Source organism: Microcystis sp. M53603_WE2, from assembly GCF_030065435.1.
Window position 1 is genome coordinate 1 of sequence record NZ_JASJFF010000560.1, and the last position, 17,912, is coordinate 17,912.

The 17,912-nt window shown below is 42.2% G+C and carries 19 protein-coding genes and 3 pseudogenes; 11 read left to right on the forward strand and 11 right to left on the reverse strand.

Annotated elements, in window-relative coordinates; all coding sequences use genetic code 11:
• Positions 1-2,600: ATP-dependent chaperone ClpB (gene clpB / locus PX481_RS11645; RefSeq protein WP_288094620.1), on the reverse strand; the 2,600-nt coding region annotated here is incomplete at its 3' end.
• A 428-nt stretch (positions 2,601-3,028) separates the two neighbouring features.
• A complete protein-coding gene (locus PX481_RS11650) occupies positions 3,029-4,930 on the reverse strand; it encodes a thiamine pyrophosphate-binding protein (protein ID WP_288094621.1) in 1,902 nt (633 codons plus the stop codon).
• A gap of 369 nt (positions 4,931-5,299) precedes the next feature.
• Here PX481_RS11650 and PX481_RS11655 point away from each other — a divergent pair, with 369 nt between their 5' ends.
• From PX481_RS11655 to PX481_RS11665, 3 genes are all read left to right on the forward strand, one after another.
• Entirely contained in the window at positions 5,300-5,563 is a 264-nt protein-coding gene (locus tag PX481_RS11655) for a HypC/HybG/HupF family hydrogenase formation chaperone (RefSeq protein ID WP_002759304.1), read from the forward strand.
• Between the two features lie 116 nt (positions 5,564-5,679).
• Complete coding sequence (gene hypD, locus PX481_RS11660; protein ID WP_002759303.1) at positions 5,680-6,789, forward strand: hydrogenase formation protein HypD; 1,110 nt, start codon at positions 5,680-5,682, stop codon at positions 6,787-6,789.
• Positions 6,790-6,880: 91 nt separating this feature from the next.
• The gene (locus PX481_RS11665) at positions 6,881-7,234 is read left to right on the forward strand and encodes a hypothetical protein (RefSeq protein WP_190720798.1); all 354 of its coding nucleotides are present in this window, start codon (positions 6,881-6,883) and stop codon (positions 7,232-7,234) included.
• On the opposite strand, the gene PX481_RS11670 is transcribed toward PX481_RS11665, so the two are convergent.
• Complete coding sequence (locus PX481_RS11670; RefSeq protein WP_002759301.1) at positions 7,231-7,728, reverse strand: HNH endonuclease; 498 nt, start codon at positions 7,726-7,728, stop codon at positions 7,231-7,233. The two genes, PX481_RS11665 and PX481_RS11670, sit on opposite strands and share 4 nt — an antisense overlap.
• Positions 7,729-8,112: 384 nt before the next feature.
• On the opposite strand from PX481_RS11670, the gene PX481_RS30120 reads away from it, so the two are divergent.
• The 5 genes from PX481_RS30120 (at position 8,113) to PX481_RS11695 (ending at position 10,447) form a co-directional block, all read left to right on the forward strand.
• The gene (locus PX481_RS30120) at positions 8,113-8,289 is read left to right on the forward strand and encodes a hypothetical protein (RefSeq protein WP_002759300.1); all 177 of its coding nucleotides are present in this window, start codon (positions 8,113-8,115) and stop codon (positions 8,287-8,289) included.
• A gap of 351 nt (positions 8,290-8,640) precedes the next feature.
• The gene (locus tag PX481_RS11680) at positions 8,641-8,922 is read left to right on the forward strand and encodes a hypothetical protein (protein WP_002759299.1); all 282 of its coding nucleotides are present in this window, start codon (positions 8,641-8,643) and stop codon (positions 8,920-8,922) included.
• Between the two features lies 1 nt (position 8,923).
• Positions 8,924-9,133, forward strand: coding sequence for a DUF2283 domain-containing protein (locus tag PX481_RS11685; protein ID WP_223211798.1), 210 nt, complete (start codon positions 8,924-8,926; stop codon positions 9,131-9,133).
• 442 nt (positions 9,134-9,575) lie between these two features.
• On the forward strand, positions 9,576-9,770 hold the full coding sequence (locus PX481_RS11690; protein ID WP_002759298.1) for an NAD(P)H dehydrogenase subunit NdhS: 195 nt from the start codon (positions 9,576-9,578) through the stop codon (positions 9,768-9,770).
• 2 nt (positions 9,771-9,772) lie between these two features.
• Positions 9,773-10,447, forward strand: coding sequence for an HAS-barrel domain-containing protein (locus PX481_RS11695; protein WP_002759297.1), 675 nt, complete (start codon positions 9,773-9,775; stop codon positions 10,445-10,447).
• 319 nt (positions 10,448-10,766) lie between these two features.
• Here the strand turns inward: PX481_RS11695 and PX481_RS11700 are convergent, their stop codons facing one another.
• The 3 genes and pseudogenes from PX481_RS11700 to PX481_RS11710 all read right to left on the reverse strand — a co-directional run.
• Positions 10,767-11,204 (reverse strand): pentapeptide repeat-containing protein, encoded by a 438-nt coding sequence (locus PX481_RS11700; RefSeq protein ID WP_002758200.1) that lies wholly within the window; start codon positions 11,202-11,204, stop codon positions 10,767-10,769.
• Positions 11,205-11,318: 114 nt separating this feature from the next.
• A complete protein-coding gene (locus PX481_RS11705) occupies positions 11,319-12,791 on the reverse strand; it encodes a BCD family MFS transporter (protein ID WP_288025665.1) in 1,473 nt (490 codons plus the stop codon).
• A 70-nt stretch (positions 12,792-12,861) separates the two neighbouring features.
• A pseudogene (locus PX481_RS11710) lies at positions 12,862-13,197 on the reverse strand (DUF4351 domain-containing protein); the annotation flags it as partial.
• Positions 13,198-13,303: 106 nt separating this feature from the next.
• Here PX481_RS11710 and PX481_RS11715 point away from each other — a divergent pair.
• Positions 13,304-13,489, forward strand: a complete 186-nt coding sequence (locus PX481_RS11715; protein WP_155120374.1) for a hypothetical protein — start codon at positions 13,304-13,306, stop codon at positions 13,487-13,489.
• Positions 13,490-13,672: 183 nt separating this feature from the next.
• Here the strand turns inward: PX481_RS11715 and PX481_RS29700 are convergent.
• Positions 13,673-14,650 (reverse strand): annotated as a pseudogene (locus PX481_RS29700) (glycosyltransferase).
• Positions 14,651-14,920: 270 nt separating this feature from the next.
• Here PX481_RS29700 and PX481_RS11730 point away from each other — a divergent pair.
• Positions 14,921-15,112: a DUF2949 domain-containing protein gene (locus PX481_RS11730; protein ID WP_002758191.1), complete on the forward strand. Its 192-nt coding sequence runs from the start codon at positions 14,921-14,923 to the stop codon at positions 15,110-15,112.
• A 261-nt stretch (positions 15,113-15,373) separates the two neighbouring features.
• On the opposite strand, the gene PX481_RS11735 is transcribed toward PX481_RS11730, so the two are convergent.
• From PX481_RS11735 to PX481_RS11745, 3 genes are all read right to left on the reverse strand, one after another.
• The gene (locus tag PX481_RS11735) at positions 15,374-15,832 is read right to left on the reverse strand and encodes a nitrate reductase associated protein (protein ID WP_002758190.1); all 459 of its coding nucleotides are present in this window, start codon (positions 15,830-15,832) and stop codon (positions 15,374-15,376) included.
• 74 nt (positions 15,833-15,906) lie between these two features.
• Positions 15,907-16,746 (reverse strand): prephenate/arogenate dehydrogenase, encoded by an 840-nt coding sequence (locus PX481_RS11740; protein WP_002758188.1) that lies wholly within the window; start codon positions 16,744-16,746, stop codon positions 15,907-15,909.
• 5 nt (positions 16,747-16,751) lie between these two features.
• Positions 16,752-17,114, reverse strand: a complete 363-nt coding sequence (locus PX481_RS11745) for a cupin domain-containing protein (protein WP_002736559.1) — start codon at positions 17,112-17,114, stop codon at positions 16,752-16,754.
• Between the two features lie 104 nt (positions 17,115-17,218).
• Between PX481_RS11745 and PX481_RS11750 the strand changes: the two genes are divergently transcribed.
• Positions 17,219-17,671, forward strand: a complete 453-nt coding sequence (locus PX481_RS11750) for an SRPBCC family protein (protein WP_002758186.1) — start codon at positions 17,219-17,221, stop codon at positions 17,669-17,671.
• Between the two features lie 18 nt (positions 17,672-17,689).
• Here the strand turns inward: PX481_RS11750 and PX481_RS11755 are convergent.
• Positions 17,690-17,912: pseudogene (locus PX481_RS11755) on the reverse strand (RNA-guided endonuclease TnpB family protein); the annotation flags it as partial.

Here is a 17,912-nt window from a genome sequence, read left to right on the forward strand (position 1 = left end):
GAAGCTAACCGTTTAAAGGTCAATCTTTCATCGGCCACATCGACAAAAATCGTGTCTCCCCCTTTGAATTCGCCGCGCAGAATTGCCTTAGCGATCGGAGTTTCCACATATCTTTGTACTGCCCGTTTTAAGGGTCGCGCACCGTACACTGGATCGTAACCAATTTCTGCCAGATAATCGAGGGCAATATCGGCAAATTTCAGGGCTAATTTTTGTTCGATCAAGCGGTCGCTGAGATTGGCTAACTGTAGTTTGACAATCGATCGCAGTTGCGCTTTTTGTAAACTATGGAAAATGATCGTTTCATCGATACGATTGAGGAATTCGGGACGGAAACTATTCCGCATTGCTTCCATCACCCGCGCCTGCATTTCCTCGTAACGAGACTCATCACCAGCCACGTCTAAAATGTATTGAGAACCGATATTACTGGTCATAATAATGATGGTATTTTTGAAATCAACCAGATGACCTTGAGAGTCGGTTAAGCGCCCATCGTCAAGGATTTGTAACATAACGTTAAAAACGTCGGGATGGGCTTTTTCAATCTCATCAAAGAGGATGACAGAGTAGGGACGACGCCGGATTGCCTCGGTTAATTGTCCTCCTTCATCGTAGCCGACGTATCCCGGAGGCGCACCCATGAGACGGGAAACGCTGTGTTTTTCCATGTATTCCGACATATCGATGCGAACTAGAGCCTCTTCCGTGTCAAAGAGATTGCGCGCTAAAGCTTTCGCCAATTCTGTCTTACCAACACCCGTCGGACCGAGGAAAATAAAGCTGGCCGTGGGACGGTTGGGATCCGATAAACCGGCGCGGGAACGTTGAATCGCTTCGGCCACGGCTGTGACCGCTTCCTCTTGACCGATGACACTTTCGTGTAATTCGTCTTCCAGATTGAGGAGTTTTTCTTTTTCCGATTCGATTAATTTATTGAGAGGAATTCCCGTCCATTTCGAGATAATTTCGGCGATATCCGATTCGAGAACTTCTTCCCTTAATAAACTTTTACCGGTGGTTTGTTTGTCGGCCAATTGGGTTTCTAGGGCGGACATTTGCCGCTGCAGATCAGTTAATTTTCCGAACTTTAATTCGGCGGCGCGATTATAATCATAATCTCGTTCGGCCTGTTGAATTTCTAGATTAACTTGTTCGATCGCTTCTTTAACCCCACGAACTTTATCGATAATCTCTTTTTCCCCTTGCCATTGGGCATTTAATCCCGATTGTTCTTCCTTGAGGTTAGCCAGTTCTTTTTCTAACTTTTCTAACCGTTCTCGCGAAGCTGGATCGTATTCCCGTTGTAGGGAAAGTTTTTCCATTTCTAACTGGAGAATTTTGCGATCAATTTCATCGAGTTCTTCCGGTTTAGAGGTGATTTCCATCTTCAATTTGGCCGCCGCTTCATCAACTAAATCAATGGCCTTATCGGGCAAAAAGCGATCGCTAATATAACGATTAGAAAGCAGTGCCGCTGCCACTAAAGCATTATCGGCAATTTTTACCCCATGATGCACCTCATAACGTTCTTTAAGACCGCGAAGAATTGAAATAGTATCGACCACATTTGGTTCATCTACTAAAACCTCTTGGAAGCGTCTTTCTAACGCCGCATCTTTTTCGATATATTTGCGGTATTCATCGAGGGTAGTGGCCCCGATACAACGCAATTCACCCCGGGCTAACATTGGTTTTAATAAATTGCCCGCATCCATTGCCCCTTGAGTGGCTCCCGCACCGACAACGGTGTGAATTTCGTCAATAAACATGATGATATTGCCTTGGGAATCGGTGACTTCCTTGAGGACAGCTTTTAATCTTTCCTCAAATTCTCCGCGATATTTTGCTCCCGCAATTAAGCCACCTAAATCGAGAGAAATGAGAGTCCGATCTAACAGAGATTCTGGCACATCGCGGTTAATAATCCGCTGGGCTAATCCTTCGACAATGGCTGTTTTTCCTACTCCCGGTTCCCCGATTAAAACTGGGTTATTTTTAGTCCGACGCGAGAGGATCTGAATGGTGCGACGGATTTCGTCATCCCGTCCAATTACGGGGTCTAATTTACCTTCCCGTGCCAATTGGGTGAGATCCCGTCCGTATTTTTCTAGGGCCTCGTATTTGCCTTCTGGATTCTGATCGGTCACTTTTTGACTACCTCTGACTTGTTGAATAATTTCTTTGAGTTTGTTTTCCGTAAGTCCGAATTCTTGAAAAATATTTTTACCGAAGCGATCATCTTTAGCGTAACCTAAAATTAAATGCTCGATCGAGATAAAGTCATCTCCAAATTCTCGACGATAATTTTCCGCTCGATCGAGTAAACTATCTAAACTACGACCTAAATAAATCGAGTCGCCGGGGTTAGAGATTTTCGGTTGACGACGGATAAAGTCATCGGTGCGATCCCGCAAACGGGCTAGACTAATATTAGCTTTACTAAAGACACTGCCCGCTAATCCCTCCTGTTCAAGAAGGGCTTTCATTAGATGTTCGCTTTCGATTTGTTGCTGGCTGTTCTGTTTGGCAATGTCCGGCGTTTTGACGATTGCCTCCCAAGCTTTTTCCGTAAATTGTTGTGGATTGGTTGGCTGCATTTTCTATAAGAGATTACTTTTATACCCTTGAGACTATTCTAGATTGACCGGTTTGTTGGCTTCTAGGGGCTTACCGTACCTAGTTCAGGGGGATTTCCCCTCAATGGTGCGATTTAAGCCGCTAAAGTTTATAAGCTGTCAGGGATTTAAACTGCGTCTTGGAAATTTTAGTACAAATGCTCGGATTCTCAACCAAGCTAAAATCTTAAGTAGCTGGTTATAATTAAATTAAAAATGAATTTTAGGTTCGATCCCCCCTGCCCCCCTTGATAAGGGGGGTGCTGATAGGCGGGGGGATCCCCCCTGCCCCCCTTGATAAGGGGGGTGTCTAATAATTTTTAACACCTACCTACTTAATTATTAAAGATGTTCACTGATAACTGATTACTGATAACTGATAACTGATTAATTCCCCCCTAAAATACTATCTAAGCGATTAAAGATTTAACTTTACTGATGATACCAACTGGGTCAATACCTTGGTGGGGGAACTGTTCCCATAAACCGCCACAACCTTCGTGGTGAGTACCGATATAGGCGTATTTAGGAGTTAAACCGCGTTCGAGTAACCAAGAACCATAACGGCTACCTAAACCCGTGCGACGGTTAAATGCTTCTACCACTAAAACAAAGGGAGAATTACCAACTTTAGCGATAATTTCTTCATCCACTACATTGAGAGTCGGTTTATTAATTAAACCCACGTCAATACCTTCTTGTTTTAGACGTTCCACTGCATCTAAAGCGCGGTATAAACCATCGCCAAAGCTGATGATATAACCGGCAGTGCCTTCCCGAATTACTTCATCTTTTCCGGGGACAAAGGTGTAACCATCGCCAAAGAAATTATGGCCGTTAGTATCAAGAATATTGGGAGTTTTAGAACGAGTCGAGAAGATAAAACGTAAACCGGGTTGATGGAAAGTTGCCTCGACACAAGCGGTCATTTGTGCCGCATCGGCCGGGAAATAAAGACGGGTTTCGTAACCGTCATCCAGTCCATTATCGGCAAAGAAATTATTCAAACCAAAGTGACAGGTATTATCCGCCATATCATCGATACCGGAATGGGAAAAATGACATAAAAGATTAGAATAATTCAAGCGGGCCATGGTGATTTCAGAAATACACATTTCTAGAAAAGCGGCAAAGGTGGCGAAAATTCCCTGTTTACCTTTTTCCATCCCAAAACCAGCAGCCGCCGAAAGATTGCCCCGTTCCATAATACCGGAAGGAATAAACACTTCGGGATGTTTATCGTGGATAATTTTCAGACCGCAGGAACCCTCTAAATCGCTATCTACTACTAATACCTTAGCCTTGCGTTCTTCCTCGCTCATTTTGCCTAAAAGACTGACTACTGCTTCGCCGAAAACGTTGCGGTTAGAACCCCATTTATCCCCAGAACCGAGGAATTTATAGTCATTAGAAGGCTTCTTAATACTGTTGAGATATTCCACGGCGGCACTGTGTCCTTTTGCCTCTAAATATTTCAAAGCCAAGGGGACAGAAATCACATCATGACCGTGGTTAGAACCTTCTAAACCTTCAATTCCAGGACACATGGGACGTTTATTAATAATCGCAATCGGGCCAGGAGTATTAATTGCTTCACATATATTGCGATACAAACTATCGATATCTTCCCCATCTCCCACTAACACTTTTACGCCATGGCCGGCGAGAGTTTTAGCCACATCATAACCAGGTAAATATTTGGAAGGATTACCAGCAATCGTCACATCATTATCATCAATAATTAGCTTAACATTGATGTGTTGAGCTACGGCTAAACGGGCAGCTTCTGCGTCATTGCCTTCCTGTTGAGAACCATCGGAACCTAAACAAAAAACGGTTTTTCCGGGGTTAGCTAAAGCGACACCGTTAACGTAGGGCCACATATGTCCTAAACGGCCAGAACTAAATTTGACGCCTGGGGTTAATCCTAATTCCGGGTGTCCGGGGAGTTTAGAATTGGCCTCGCGGTAGTGCATTAATTGTTCTGCAGGTAAAGAACCTTCTAACGCAGACATGAGATATTGAGTACCGACGCGGTGTCCCGCTTCATCGAAGAAGATTGGTACAAATTGACTAGGTTGACTGCGGAAAAGAGCATCGAGAATCACCACTTCCGGGACGGTATCGTAGGGGCCGCCGGTGTGACCACCCACACCCCGGGCCGCACCCGTGGCAGTAAAAAAGATGATAGCATCGCGACAAAGTTGGATATTGGCTTTTAGGGCGCTTCTTTGGTCGTCGGTGAGGGTGGGGTTACTGGGGTCGAGACTGATGGGTTTATAGGCGCTCAAATCGATGGGAAAGGTTGTCATCGTAGATTTTCCTTAATGTAGAGAAATAACTATAGTCAGGGAAATCATAGCCTAGAATGTCACCCGATCGATTGATTGAATAATTTCTTATCATTGATGTAGTCCCTAATACAAAAGTTTTACCCCTGCTGGGATAGCGTCCACGGTGCGGGACGGGGGAAATCTTAAAAAAGATACGGGAAAAAAAGCTGTTCTTGAGGGCAATGGTCCAGAATGGCAGCTAAGACCAAGTAAAAAGGATAACCTTTGACTGTATAGCGTTTCTCACAGGGATGAAGTATGACCTGATTCTCGGTTGATATTACTGCAACCTCTAGCCCAAAAATCAGCGCATAATTAGCAAAAACTAGATTTTTTAAGGTAAAAACTATGTGTTTAGGCATACCGGGACAAATTACGGCAATTATTGATGAAAACCATCATCTCGCTCTCGTCGATGTGGGGGGTGTAAAAAGAGAAGTAAATATTACTTGTATTGTTGATGAAGACCATCCTGCTAATACTTGTGTAGGGGATTGGGTATTAGTTCATGTGGGTTTTGCCATGAATCGAATCGATGAAGATGAGGCGCAAGAAACCTTAAATTTATTAACACAATTAGCAGAATTAGAGGCAGAATTTAATCATAATTAATGTTCTTAAAGTAGTCACCCATAAATTAATGCTGTTGTCTATCTCTAAGAAATGTAAATTACGGCAATTATTACTGACTACCGACAGCTAAAAATGATAATTAAAGGATATAAACTATGAAATACGTTGATGAATTTCGTGATCCAGTTAAAGCGGCAGGATTAATTCAACAAATTGAACAATTATCGATAAGAATCTCTGAAAAGCGGGAAAAAGTTACTAAAATTATGGAGGTTTGTGGAGGTCATACCCACTCAATTTTTAGATACGGTATCGAGGCAATACTTCCGGAAACTATCGAATTAATTCATGGTCCTGGATGTCCCGTTTGTGTGATGCCGCGAGGTCGTTTAGATGATGCCATTTTTCTCGCACAACAACCGAACGTAATTCTGACAACTTTTGGCGATACTATGCGTGTCCCCGGTTCCCATTTGAGTCTGCTGCAAGCACGAGCAAAAGGTGATGATATTCGCATGGTTTATTCTCCTCGCGATGCCTTAAAAATTGCCAGAGAAAATCTCGATAAAGAAGTAATATTTTTAGCATTAGGGTTTGAAACAACCGTTCCTAGTACCGCTTTAACTGTTTTAGAAGCGCAAAGAGATGGTGTCACTAATTTTAGTTTATTTTCTAATCATGTGGTGATTATTCCCGCTCTGAAAGCCTTGTTAGATAACCCAGATTTACAGTTAGACGGTTTTGTTGGTCCCGGTCATGTTAGCATGGTAATTGGCACAGAACCCTATCAAGTTATTGCCCAAGAATATCATAAACCTGTGGTAGTTTCTGGGTTTGAACCCTTGGATATTCTCCAATCAATTTGGATGGTATTAAAACAATTAGATGAGCAGAGATGTGAGATCGAAAATCAGTACGATCGAGTGGTACAAAATCAAGGAAATAGAGTCGCTTTATCGGCAATCAAGCAAGTTTTTGAACTGCGAGATCAGTTTGAATGGCGAGGTTTAGGAGAAATTGCTCAAGGAGGGTTAAAACTGCGAGATGAGTACAGTAATTTTGATGCGGAGAAGAAATTTACTTTACCCAATCAGCGTGTTAAAGATCACAAAGCTTGTCAGTGTGGCGAAATTCTTAAAGGTGTTTTAAAACCCTGGGAATGTAAAGTATTTGGTACTGCTTGTACTCCCGAACATCCCATCGGTACTTGTATGGTTTCTAGTGAAGGTGCTTGTGCCGCTTATTATAAGTATGGTAGAAATTAGTAAATTTTTTTACTGATTAAGGTTCCTTTCCGGTGAGGAAACGCTAGAATTATCACCAGAAGAAATTAACAATCTCTCGGTGATAAAAAAGATGAAGATCAAAAATAATCTGGGTTTATTTGGCTTAACTACCTCTGTGCTGCTAATTATCGCTTCGGAAATCGTTCTTGCTTCCCAAGAACAAACCCTAGAACTGCAACCAAGTCAACCCCCCAGCGCCGATTTTTTCAAACCCGTCACCAATCTAATTAAAGATTTAAACCATCAGGGAGTAACTATCACCGATCCCAATGATCCCATGGCGGTGCGCTACCGAGTCAATTCCCCCTGTGCTGGTTGTTCAGTTTATCTAGGCACGGGAGTTGCCAATCCTCGCACCCAGACTAATAATAATGGCATGGGAATCAATTTTGGTCTTGGTTTCACCATGCCTTTTTCACCCTAAATACCGATGACATATTTACGCCATTCGTGATTGTGATTCCCCCTGGTGTGCTTTAATAGCTCAAAGTGGAGACTGCTGTAGGGACGACGAGGTTGGGCGTGCAGGGACATATTGGCCTCTTTTGGTGTACGATTGCCCTTATGCACATTACAACGCACACAAGCCGCCACTAAATTTTCCCAGGTATCACCCCCCCCGCGAGAACGGGGAATCACATGATCGATGGTTAATTGTTCACCTCGGTAGAGACAGTATTGACAGGTGTGATGATCTCGTTCGAGAATATTACGACGGGTTAAAGGAATTTCCTTGTAGGGAACACGGACGTATTGCCTAAGACGGATAACAGAAGGCAAGGGTAAGTCACGACAAACCACTTTTCCGTTATGTTCTAGGGATTCAGCTTTTCCTTTCAACAATAAAACGATCGCGCGCCGCCAACTGGTAATATTTAGCGGTTCGTAGGAGGCATTCAACACGAGAACCTTGCTCATAGGTGTCTGGAGATCGCTTGAATTTACCCCGAATGGTAACACAGATAACTGGGATTGGAACCTATTACACTAAATCCGTTGAGTATAGATCTGGTAGGGTGCGTGTTTGCGGCGATAATTTCTGATGAAAAACTAAAATTAATAATCCGCGCCCCACGCACCAACCTTATCATCAAATTGGTGCGTTACGCTTTGGCTAATCCACCCTACTGGACTGTTTCAGCTAATTTGGTGTATTAGAAAAATGCTATAAATTCTATAATCTAAGACTTTAAGCCGAAATCTATTGCCCTATTTTAGCTGAAACAGTCCACTACGATTGATGTTTTTGTTTGAGCGCGATCGTTTATAATCAAAATATCATTATTTTGGAGTCAAAGAAAAATGCGTAAACAGACCATTCAATATACATCTTCTTTAGATGCTTTGATTGCCGTTGCCAAGCGGCTTAGCGTCTATGAAAACCAACATAAAATGGATTCCGAAGATTTTTATAACGAATACAATCAGGGAATATTGTCAGATGATATAGCGGTTCTCGCATCTGTGCGGCACACTTAAACCTTTGCTGATTAAGCTGTTCAGGATCGGGAATGTACCTCTTGTGAATCAGAAACACTATATAATCTTTATAGAATGGGCAAACGATTATCGTCATTACCTTGCTTTGCGTCAAGAATTAGAACAAATATTAAATCATGCTGCTTAAACTTTTATCTGATTACCTCAATCAAGTGCGATCGCCGATCTGGTAGGGTGCGTTCCCTGAAACCTTTGCGACTGCGACATGATTTGATATTCGGGAACGCACCACCCTTAAGGTTATGGTTTCGGTTGGTTACGGTGTTGGGGGTTTGGGAAGGAGAATTTAGATTAAAATAGATAACAGATAATTAGCAAAGTCTGCTCATAATGCCGAATATTATCTGGTCGGATTACTTACAATATCGAGCCAAACTGAGAGGATTTGAACTTGCCAAAATAGAAGAGATTCTCAAATACTCTGGAGAAAGGTACTACGATACTGAAACGGGTCGTCTTATTGCCGTAGGCAAGCATGATAATAGTTTAGTAATTATTCCTTATGAATACGATGATAATTTTATAACTCCTGTCACCATTCATGGGACAACACGCCAACAAATTCGATTTCGCCTAACAACTGGGAGATATACTATCCATGAGCAAACCTAAAATGAGATACTTTGAACAAGAAGACATTCTTCATTTAACTATTTCTGATGAACCAGAAGCTAACAGTGTAGAAATTAATCCAAATATTACGGCTGAACTTAATGATTTAGGAGAATTAATTGGCCTAGAGATTACTAATGCTAGTTCTTTTATCCGAGATTCAATTTTAGAGTCAACCCAAGGAAAAATATTAAATTTGTCCCCCCAATGACTTATTGAGTGCGATGCCGAAGGCACTGCCTAGCAGTACGCCGATCTTGTAGGGTGTGTTAGACGGCGATAATTTCTGATAAAAAACTCAAATTAACAATCCGCACCCCACGCACTAACTTTATTATTAAATTGGTGCGTTACGCTATCGAAAAGCTCACTCTACGAGTTAGTGCGCTCGCCTGTGGCTGGGGTTGAGGGTTGAATAGAGCAAATTATAAATAAAGCAAAATCGATGAGAACCATTCCCTTAACTTTAGAACAGCTTATTTAAGCAGTACAACAATTGTCGCCTGAAGAACGAATTGCGATCGCCTGATCGGGTAGAGAACAGGGACGTATTGCCTAAGACGGATAACAGAAGGTAGGGGTAAGTCACGACTCCCTGATCACTAATTTTTGATAAGCTAAGAGACAGTAATTATAATTTCGTCGTCAATCCTATGATTTTGCCAGGTAGTACCGTTCGAGTCACCAATCCCGATGATACCTACTATAAATTTGAAGGTTTAGCCCAGCGTTTAAGCGATGGGAAAGTGGCCGTTCTTTTTGAGGGGGGCAACTGGGATAAGTTAGTTACCTTTAATCTCTCGGAATTAGAAGAAGTAATTATTGCCCCGGCTAAAGGCAAAAAATAACCATGCGTCCACCCTTACCGCAATTGGCCACGGATAACCGCCATCCCGATCATATCGCCGAAGTTATCGAGACGACGACGACCGAGTTTTTAGCGCAATGTTTGGAACCAGAGGAGTTAAACTTTCCTTTTATGCCCGCTTTTGGTAGTTGGGTAAAAGCCTACGATGAAGAAACGGGTAATAAGATTTTTGGGATTGTCACCTTTGCCACCACTGCACCCATCGATTCGGTACATCGCGCTAGAGCTTTGGGGTTATCTTTGGCTGAATTGCGGGAACAACAGCCGCAGATTTTCGCTATGTTAAAAACGGAATTTCGGGCAACTATTGTCGGTTTTGAAACCCTGCCTGGACAATTTAATGGCAATGGTGCCGGGCGAGGTTATATCTATCAATATATTCCTCCCCGGCCTCCACAAATTCATCAGGCAGTTTATCAATGTGAGTCGTTAGAAGTGGTTTATTTTAGTGAACAATTAGACTTTTTACGAATTTTATTACAGGTCAAGAATACTCCCGTGGAAGCTTTGGCAGCTGCTTCTATCCGTCAGATGTACCAATTGCGTCAAGCCGATCGACAATGGTTAGTGAATGTGGGCAGACAGTTAAGTGTTTTACTTAAGGATGATTATGATCGCTTGCGTTATATTCTCAGTCAAATTCATATTAGTCCTTAGATGATGGCGTTGTCAGATCAGAAGAGGAAAGATGCAATGCTCCGGTGCTGATTCGGAGCATCTTTCCATTTGACAAAGCCGATTGTAGGGCTAATTCATGAATTAGCCCTACGCCGATTGTAGGGCTAATTCCACTGCTAAATCGAGCGACTCTTGTTCCCCACTTAAGCCCAACTATCGGCACTATTCGTTCATTAAACACTAATTGTCAAGATGCCATGTAATCTTTCCTATCAAAGTAATTTCAGTTCCGGTGCTGATTCGGAGCATCTTTCAATTTGACAACGCCAGGTTTTTAGATTCATTCAGCCCGCCCTATCTAGGGATTGCCACCACCCACAGCGATGCCAGTACCATAAATCTGAGCATTTGTCAAGTTAATTCTCTCCATCGATGCACCTGTCACATCGGCATCATAAATCACGGCACTGGTGAAATTGACTCCATCGAGATCAGCTTGATTGAAACTGGCATTAGTCAGAAAAGCTGCGGTCAAATTTGCGCCTTCTAGGTTAGCATCCGTCAAATCCGCGCCCTCTAAGTTAGCTTCCTCTAGATTAGCTCCTTGTAAATTCGCTTTTCTCAAATCTGCGCCGATTAGATGCGCCCCCCTTAAATCTGCACCGCGGAGATCACAGCCTGGACATTCCCGCGTATTCAATAATTGTTGTACCTGTTGAGGATTTTCCGCACCGACGGGGTTAATCAGCAGTAAGGAGGCTAGGGAACCTAGGGTAATCATTAAAGTCCTTTTCATCGTTTTAGCCTCCTCTTTCGTTTTCCTCTCTACTTTTAGGATAGGAAAAAAGCTGCTAACCAACTTCCCCCGATCGGGCTAATTCTCCTGTTATCTCACTTTTACTTGCTTTTGCTAGTCGATCTCTCCTTTCATGACTGTTGCGATCGCTGCTCGGGCATTTTCCTTAAATTCCTTCACATCAACCCGACTTAATAACCAAACTGCTAGGATCATTCCCAATGCTTGCACGAGGAAAACGAAGCCATAGGCTAAAACCGGACTAGAAAAGACAACTTTACCGATATTTAAAATCGTACCCCCTAAAACCGTGGCCAATCCCCGTGCGATCGCTTGGGATAATCCCCAAGCGCCGATAAAAGTTCCTGCGGTTTCGGCGGCGGTTAAATCTAACATTAAACTGGTAGCTCCGGCGGTAATCATTCCCGAAGCTAAACCGAAAAAGAGCAAGCTTGATTTTAATAAACTTTGGTTAGCAGAAAAGCCGGCAAAAATCAAGAGAATAAAACAAATTGTTGCAAAAATACAGCCATATTTAGTGGTTTTTTGTTTACCGATGCGGGGAATGAGCATAAATCCCGTGGCAGCAATACCAAAAAGGGTTCCGGTTCCCCAAAAAGCGTTCAATTGGGTCGTTTGGGCGATACACATCCCAAAAACCTCGCCGCCAAAGGGTTCCATAATTGCATCCTGCATAAATAAACTCAAAGTCATCATCAGCAGAAAGGTGAAAAATAAACCGGTTTGCCGACTAGCGGTGAGAACTTGTAGGGCATCTTTAAAGGTAATTTGATCCTCTCTTTGCACAAGAGTGGACCGGCTACTAAAACGAGAATATTTTTTTTCTACGCCAAAAGTCGCTAAAATACAGAGAACGAAAACGATAGCGGGCATAATCGCGAACACGGGGTTAATACTCGCCTGTAGCTGCGGAATATTGGCTATAGGGGCTGATTGAGTCGGATCATAGGTCAAAATATTTGTACCGCAGATATTGGGAGTATCCAGCAAACGAGAACTAACGATCGCCCCGACGACGATTCCCACCATCAGCATTGACCAAACTATAGCAACTAATTGCGATCGATTATCTTCATCGGACACATCCACCAAGAGGGCAGCAAAAGGGGTAGAACTGGCGCTTAAAGCGAGTCCGTAGAGGGCGAAAATTAAGGCCAAGAGGGCAATCCAGGCGTAGGAAATGGTATTCCATCCCGAAGTTTGAATACTAAGTCCCAATTGCCAGACTACCTGCAAAGCAACAAAAGCTAAAGCGGTAAAAACTGCCGCTCCAATCCAGACATAACCGCTGCGATGATGACCAAAAATAGTTTTACCGTCGGATCTTTGCCCAAACCAGATGCGTGCTGGACTAACAAACTGGTGCATAGCGATCGCAGCTGCGGCAAGAAAGGGTAAAACTTTTAACTCATCGATCATAATCCGATTGAGAACCCCCAAAGTCAGCAGGGACATAATACCTAGTCCCATCTGAAAGAGTCCTAAGCGAAACATGGTGAAAAGTCCCAGTTTTGGCAGGGGTTTTGGGGATGAGTGAGTAGAATTGGAGATATCGCTGGTAGCCATGGTTAAATCAATACAAAAAAAGCCAGTATTTAAAAATTTAACGCAGGACGAGCAGACATCTTCTGGGGATTTAAGTTTCTGTGTCCAATAACCAAGTGGTCAGATCTGTCAAGCTGGTAAAATCGAGCAGCGCTTCTCCTAAAGTTTCTAATTGTTCTAGGGATAGTTCTTGGATTTGTTGGCTTAAAGTTGAGGATATTTCACCTAAACGACGGTTAAGTAGTTGTAGAATCAAAGAAACCGCTTCTGATTGTCTTCCTTTTTCTTGGATGTCCTGATCAATGACTGATTCGCCCATAATTTCTTCTCTTAATAAGCTTCTGATGATTTCCTTACTTAATACTAACCCCGCCAGAATTGCTGTAGCGGCGGCTAAATTGCTTTTTTCAGTTCTACCCTTGATATTAAGTAGGTGGGTGGAATTAAATATAAGATGAACGTAGGTTGGGTTGAAGCATGAAACCCAACGCCCGATTATGTTACGCTACCGCTAACCCATCCTACAAATAATTGTGCCTCCCTACTTATCAATTTTTGTGGCTACTTTGGCCAAGATTTTCCTATTGTATTATCCATTTTCCTGTAACTGTATGTTCGAGTTAATCGAGATCGCAAAAAATGGAGATTTCTACGATCCCATCTTCCCCATTGTCCTCCCCGATGCCAAAATCTACAACCCCAAAGACCGACTAAAATAGACTCAATACTGGGAAACCGAAAGTAAAGAACTAGAAGAAACCATGAAACAGAGAGGAATCGCCAACCTGCGAGGAATTATCGACGATCTAAATCTTGGCACCGTGATCCAGAAGTCAAATCGTCAAGTGCTTACTCTGTAATGATTATAATCGATTCGATCTTTGTTTAGCGTTGAAGTTCCCTTAGGAATAAATTGGGTCTTTTTCCAGCAAACCTAGCAATTTTTGCATTTTAATCCAAACTCTTCTCATTTGCCAGAATTTACTTTTTCCCATGGCGGCTATTTTACTGTCAGCTTTTTGTAATTCCTCGTCTCTTTCTCGATAATCCAATTGGGTTTTTTGCAATTCTTGTTGCAATTCTTGTCCATGGATTTCTAATTGTTTAATTCGTTCTCTAGCCCGTTCCAACTGAGCGAATATATCGACTCTTAAGGTGACTAAAGCGGCAAAAATGGCTTGGATATTTTGGGAGTAAAGTTGGGGATGATTATAAAAAAGTTGGGTGTAGGAATAGATCTAGTGTTCTGCGGTCATTGAGCGACTCATAGAATCAGCTTTTTGTCGATAGAAAAATAACAATTCTGGGATACGATAGACTTCTCGACCTAATTCGATCAGAGATAACCAAAAATCGTGATCTTCCCAACCATAAATTAAATTGCTATTGTAGCCGCCCACAGTTTCCCAGTCGGATTTCCGAAACAAACCGGAGCAAAATATCATATTATCTACTAATATATCGGGAAATTTATACTCAGGCAGCGGCCAAATTCCTTGTCTATCGCCAAAATATTCCGCTTCGCAATAAACTATACCTAATTGCTCATTACTTTCTAGCAAAGCAACCGCTTTTTCTAGATAGGAATCGGCAATTTTATCATCAGCATCAAGGGGAAGAATATAGGTTCCTTGCCCTTGGGCAATTCCTAGATTTCTCGCTGTGGCAACCTCTTGATTTTCTGTGCGGATGATCCAGGTTTTTGGCTGTTGATAATTTTGTAAAATCTCGATGGTTTCTGGTTCTGTGGATCCATCATCAACGACCAGGATTTCAAAGTTTTGGTATGTTTGCACTAAAACAGATGTGATCGCATCATCAAGATAGCGACCTTAATTATAGCAAGGAATAATCACGGAAACTTGAGGAACATGACTCATTGAGGGAAATTCTCTCCTACTCGAGCAAAAACTAGGTTATCAATAGCTTATCCCAAAAGTTCCCCTTTCTCGTTTTTCTAAGTAAAGGAAGTGTTGATATCCCTACTAGCAATTTCGGGATAGTAGAACATATTATGGATAAATTCTTAAATTATTCCGATTGGTGGACAAAATCACCCAATTGGGTGATCCCCGTGAGGGAAGCATCTCTTTTTAATAGAGGATAAGTTATTCAATAATCCGATTATCATTACCAATGATCCTTACATCATGGAAGCTCATCAACAAAAACAACTCCGCACTTTCCTCTTGGAAAAATTAGCAATTTCTCCCCGTTCCTTCGATATGGCTGTGCGTCTCTGTGAAGCATCGGTGGGTTCTTTGCCGATGGTTTTATGGCAGTACGGTTTAATCGATTTGTCGCAATTGAATCAAGTTTTTGACTGGATGGAAACTGTATAATTATTTTCCAAGAATATGCTCATTAATTATCATTTTTATTAAGAGAATTGACCAAGTTCCAGAGCAGCGAGTTCCTGCAATTTATTTATTAAGTCCCGTTAAGGTTTGCCCTAGCAGAAAATCTCACCTTTGCTGGGACTAATTAAACCAGCTATCAGCCGCTATTTCCCCCCGTTTTAATTCGAGATTGATCTGGTATAAAATACTAATTTCTCGCCAAAGTAAGGTAGAAACAAACTTAATATACCATAGGTTCTTGAGTTAGGCATCGACTATATGAAACTCTTTCAGGGCCGGATAGAAGTTGAGATTTTCATGACCCGGACGACTGAGTTTAATCAGGGCAAACCGTTGGGATGGTGGCAATTTTTGCCATTGTTCTAAACTAATTTCGATCTGGAATTCTCTAGCTTTTTCTCGGACTGTATCGGGAATCTGGCTATCATCTAGCCAAGCAGGATCGGGATCTATTGCTAGTTCTTCCGGGGGATTGCCAGTTTTTTCGGCGATTAATTTTTGCAGAAAATCTCGATAGATTTTGGCTTCTGCTGCCGTCGTACAAGCCATATTAACTAATACCATTCTTTCTGGTTGAGTTAACTGCATCCAATGGGATAATTTTAATTTAACTCCACAGGTATCTAGTTTCATTCTCACGGCCATCGGTATGCAACGTAAGGAGTCAACAAATTCGGATTCAAAGTCAAAAAAGGTGTTCATATTATTGCCTTGGTTTACTGAGGATAAATCTATAATACAGCACCAGGGTATAATTGCTGGGCAAAATGGTATTTTTATTGAATAAACTTGGCTCGATATTGATGACTAGAAACGAGAATTTCCTCTATTTCCTGCCATTTTTCTCCTGCAATATAGTCAACAATTTGATCAAGATTTTGCCGATAATTTGTCAAGGATATCAATAAAGCTTGACGATTGTATTTAGCCATCATTAAACCTAATTCGGGATTGCCACCACCGACGCGACTGGTATCGCGAAAACCAGAACTAGCTAAATTTTCCGCTAATTCTCGAATATTCAGGTCTTGTTCTTTCGCACAAGCTTGGATTAAACTGGTACTAATCATTACTGGCAGATGGGAAATCCATGCCACGGCTCGATCGTGTTCTTCGGGGGAGGAATAATAAATTTTACAGCCTAATTTCTGCACGATTTCAGTTAAGATTTCCACGGCAAAGTTAGGGGTAGATTCAAGGGGAGTAATCAGATATGGGGCATTGACAAATAAACCACATTGTGCCGCATTAATTCCCTGTTCGGTTTTCCCAGCCATAGGATGACTACCGACAAAATTTGGCCACAATTGGCCACAATTGGCTACAATTACCCCTTTAACTGATCCCACATCGGTGACAATGGTTTGGGTTTTTAAATAGGGAGTTAATTTTTCCAAAGTTGGCACAATTAAATGTATAGGAGTACAGATAAAGATTAAATCGGCAGTAGCTAATAATTCTAAACTGGTGCTAGATTCATCTACAACTCCTTTTTGCACAGCGATATCACAGGTGTATTGTTGACGAGAAACTCCCAAAACTTTATAACCTTGTGAGCGGAAATCTAAGCTCAAGGAACCACCAATTAAACCCAGTCCAATAATGCCAATATTCATTAGGTTTACTCAAAGATAATTTCGTCTTCTAGTCGCCAAGCAGGATCGACAATGCACAAGAAAATTAAGGGTTCCTCCCCACAATTATGAATATATTGTTTAGCTAGAGGAGGTATATAAATGGCAGCACCGACAGTCACTAATTGCACTTCCTCATCGATGTGCATTTCCCCTTGTCCTTGCAAAATATAATAAACTTCCGCAGTTTTTAAAGCGTGGGGAGTAGAAGTTTCCCCCACATCTACCCAGGCGTGGGCTAAACTATAACGTAGATTTAACGGCTGTTTATCGGGATGCAATAACTCGCGCAATCGGGTATGATCACCGGCGATGAATTCCTCACATTCGAGCAGTTTTCTGATTAACATAGTAAAATTAAACCTCGAAGATTGTTTTTATTTTATCATTGAGTCAAAAGCTAAAGACTAATAGCCGTTATCATAGAAATATTCAGCATCGCCAGAATTAACGAATGACTTGGTTAGAACATAGTGTACAGGTAGAAGTGGACGCGCCGATCGATCTGGTTTGGGCTCTCTGGTCAGATTTAGAACAAATGCCCCAGTGGATGAAATGGATCGAATCGGTGAAAATTCTAGAGGAGGAGCCAGAGCTTTCCCGTTGGAAGTTAGCCAGTGGTGGTCTAGAATTTACTTGGTTGTCACGGATACTGAAAATTGTCCCCCACCAGATGATTCAATGGGAATCCGTGGACGGGTTGCCTAACCGCGGGGCAATTCGTTTTTATGACCGTCATGGTAGGAGTATTGTGCGACTGACAGCAGCCTATGCTATACCAGGTTGGTTAGGAAAATTGATGGATAATCTTTTCCTCGGTCGAGTGGTGGAATCAACCCTGCAAGCCGATCTAGAGCGTTTTCGCCTTTATGCTCTCAATATTGTCAATAATACGCCGCCAAGGTGAGTTGACATACTCCCACCGTCAAGCTACGCTGTGACGGGGGATTCTTGACCTATCACTATCGGAAATTCCTTGTTCGACGAGACAACTTAGATTCTCAATGTCTCCACTGAAAACCCAGAGGCCGGACTCTCCCAAGGCGTTTGGGTCGGTTTCTGTTTGCCCAACAGTACCGTTGAGATGATTTCCCAAATATTTCAACCCTTTTTTAAGAATGTTGATGGCTGCATTATGATCCCTATCC

Coding starts and splice junctions, on each gene's coding strand:
- PX481_RS11670 (WP_002759301.1), bottom strand. CDS start 7,728: ATGAGCAAGGTTCTCGTGTTGAATGCCTCCTACGAACCGCTAAATATT.
- PX481_RS11655 (WP_002759304.1), top strand. CDS start 5,300: ATGTGTTTAGGCATACCGGGACAAATTACGGCAATTATTGATGAAAAC.
- PX481_RS11730 (WP_002758191.1), top strand. CDS start 14,921: ATGGAAGCTCATCAACAAAAACAACTCCGCACTTTCCTCTTGGAAAAA.
- PX481_RS11685 (WP_223211798.1), top strand. CDS start 8,924: ATGAGATACTTTGAACAAGAAGACATTCTTCATTTAACTATTTCTGAT.
- PX481_RS11745 (WP_002736559.1), bottom strand. CDS start 17,114: ATGTTAATCAGAAAACTGCTCGAATGTGAGGAATTCATCGCCGGTGAT.
- PX481_RS11735 (WP_002758190.1), bottom strand. CDS start 15,832: ATGAACACCTTTTTTGACTTTGAATCCGAATTTGTTGACTCCTTACGT.
- PX481_RS11690 (WP_002759298.1), top strand. CDS start 9,576: ATGATTTTGCCAGGTAGTACCGTTCGAGTCACCAATCCCGATGATACC.
- PX481_RS11705 (WP_288025665.1), bottom strand. CDS start 12,791: ATGGCTACCAGCGATATCTCCAATTCTACTCACTCATCCCCAAAACCC.
- PX481_RS11700 (WP_002758200.1), bottom strand. CDS start 11,204: ATGAAAAGGACTTTAATGATTACCCTAGGTTCCCTAGCCTCCTTACTG.
- PX481_RS11665 (WP_190720798.1), top strand. CDS start 6,881: ATGAAGATCAAAAATAATCTGGGTTTATTTGGCTTAACTACCTCTGTG.
- PX481_RS30120 (WP_002759300.1), top strand. CDS start 8,113: ATGCGTAAACAGACCATTCAATATACATCTTCTTTAGATGCTTTGATT.
- hypD (WP_002759303.1), top strand. CDS start 5,680: ATGAAATACGTTGATGAATTTCGTGATCCAGTTAAAGCGGCAGGATTA.
- PX481_RS11680 (WP_002759299.1), top strand. CDS start 8,641: ATGCCGAATATTATCTGGTCGGATTACTTACAATATCGAGCCAAACTG.
- PX481_RS11695 (WP_002759297.1), top strand. CDS start 9,773: ATGCGTCCACCCTTACCGCAATTGGCCACGGATAACCGCCATCCCGAT.
- PX481_RS11750 (WP_002758186.1), top strand. CDS start 17,219: ATGACTTGGTTAGAACATAGTGTACAGGTAGAAGTGGACGCGCCGATC.
- PX481_RS11740 (WP_002758188.1), bottom strand. CDS start 16,746: ATGAATATTGGCATTATTGGACTGGGTTTAATTGGTGGTTCCTTGAGC.
- PX481_RS11650 (WP_288094621.1), bottom strand. CDS start 4,930: ATGACAACCTTTCCCATCGATTTGAGCGCCTATAAACCCATCAGTCTC.